This is a genomic window from Mycobacterium persicum (assembly GCF_002086915.1).
Lineage (GTDB): Bacteria > Actinomycetota > Actinomycetes > Mycobacteriales > Mycobacteriaceae > Mycobacterium > Mycobacterium persicum.
Genome location: NZ_MWQA01000024.1, coordinates 1 through 2238, shown reverse-complemented (window position 1 = coordinate 2238; position 2238 = coordinate 1). Strand labels below are relative to the sequence as shown.

The 2238-nt window shown below is 63.1% G+C and carries 2 pseudogenes; both read left to right on the top strand.

Annotation, left to right across the window (positions count from 1 at the left end):
- Positions 1-219 (top strand): annotated as a pseudogene (locus tag B4U45_RS28575) (IS1634 family transposase); the annotation flags it as partial.
- Between the two features lie 126 nt (positions 220-345).
- Positions 346-1488, top strand: a pseudogene (locus B4U45_RS28570) (IS3 family transposase).
- Positions 1489-2238: the final 750 nt, after the last annotated feature.

The window sequence follows — 2238 nt, the reverse complement described above, 5'->3', positions numbered from 1 at the left end:
CCACACGCGCACACCAAAGCATCTCGCCACCAAACCACCGACGCCACCCCACTGCGCAGCTTCCGCGCTCTGCTCGATCACCTGGCCACCTTGACCCGCAACCGAATCCGCTACCAGGACACCAACATCGAAATCGAGACTCTCACCGAACCCACCCACGACCAACGCCGCGCCTTCGACCTCATCAAGGCCACCATCCCCCTCGCCATCGCAGCGTAGTCAGACCCAAAACACCCAAAACCATCAAAACCCCACGTCAAAGCCCAAATCACCTATCCAGACGGTCGCAACTTCGGGTTAGAGTCCTGTGGCCCCGAAGTTGGGCCGGAAGGGACGATGAATCACATGGCTGGGCGGAAGAAGCATTCTGCTGAGGACATTGTGCGCAAGCTGCGTCGCGCTGACGAACTTGCTGCGGCGGGCAAGACCAACGAGGAGATCGCTGCGGAGCTGGAGGTGTCGGCGGCGACGCTGTACAACTGGCGGCGCGCCTATGGCGGCATGGACGTTGATGCGGCCAAGGAGCTGCGGGAATTGCGTGAACAGAATGCCAGGCTCAAGCGGCTTTTGGCCGAAGCTGAGCTGGAAAAGGACGCTTTGCGTGAGGTGACCAAGGGAAAATTCTGAGCCCGGCCGCCAAGCGCCGCGCTGTGGACATGCTCAAAGAGGTTCGGGGCATGTCCGAGCGGTTGGCGTGCAAGGCGGTCGGGCTTGCCCGCTCCACCTATCGCAGGACCCCGGTCGCGCTGACACCCGACGATCCCGACGCTGAGCTGCGGCAGTGGCTGCGCAGCTACTCCAGCGCTCATCCGTGTCATGGGTTTCGGCGGGCCTGGCCGCGCTGCGCCATGATGAGCACCGCGGTGTGAACCAGAAGAAGGTGCACCGCTTGTGGAAGGAAGAGGGCCTACAGCGGCGCGTGCACAGCCCACGTAAGCGCGCTGGCCTGTCGTCGGCGCCGGAAGTGGTTGCCGATGCCCCGAAGGTGGTGTGGGCGTTGGATTTCCAGTTTGATTCCCGATCGACGGTAAGGCGATCAAGATCGCGTCGATGCTTGATGAACACACCCGTGAATCGCTGCTGAACATCGTGGAGCGCTCGATCACCGCCGAGCGCTTGGTCGCCGAACTGCGCACGTGTTTCGCCGCGGCCGGCGGGCCTCCGCTGGTGCTGCGCATGGATAACGGGCCGGAGCTGATTTCCCAAGCGCTGCAATCGTTTTGCGCTGGTCAGGTCGGACTCTGCTACATTCCGCCGGGGACACCCTGGAATAACGGTCACATCGAATCGTTCAACAACCGACTACGAAGGGAGTGCCTCAACCGCAACCACTGGACGAGCTTGACCGAGGCCCGCGTGGTCATCGGCGACTTCAAGGATGAACACAATCGGCGACATCGTCACTCGGCCCGGAACTATCTCACCCCGGCCGAGTACGCTGCCCAATGCAGCCACAGGCACCACCCCGTGGCCTGCGAGATCAACTGAGATCGGCATCAATCACAACCTGGCTCCAAAACCAGGTGGACCGACTATCGGGGACCTGCCTCTTCCCTCCCCGCGGGTTGTGTTGTCCCGCGGCTCGATCGGTACTACGACCGCCTCCGACTCCCTTCCGACGCCCCGCCCACTTCCCGGCTCCTCACCGGTTATAGGGCAGGCTCTTCCACCGACACTGCGATCGGTTCAACGCGCTGGGCGCGCGCAACTTCGGTTTAGATTTAGATCGGGCGAATTCAGCGTTGACCGCGCTCACTGAAATTCCCCACTGACGCTCATCGAAATTCCCCCGTGTGGCTCCGCCGAGAAGGGCGGGCCTCCGTCGATGCTGCTGGTGTCTAACGCCTGCAGCGCTGATCGAAGGAGGCCCCCTTATCTGTGTTGGGGACCCCCGTAAAGGTGGATCCGGGTTGGTCGTTGTTGTTTGGCCTGTGCTCCCCGCTCCGTGTTGAGGGGCGGTGGACCGCAGTCGGGGTCGAGGTGGAGCGCCCGCAGCGCAGCGAGGACGAACGACCTCGAGGCCGACCAGGATCCGCCGCATACTGGGTCGGCGCGGAGCGAGGCAAAGACGTTGCGGTTCAAATCATGTGACGCCTCCGTGAGTGCTGAGGGGTCGAAGACAGCAAGCGTGGCGTGCCGGCGCCCAGCCTTATCTGGGTCCACGGACGTACGGTCCGGCGACATGATGATGGATGGGGTGCCCGGCGTGCGGGCTGGTGATGGGTGCGGCCGCTCATT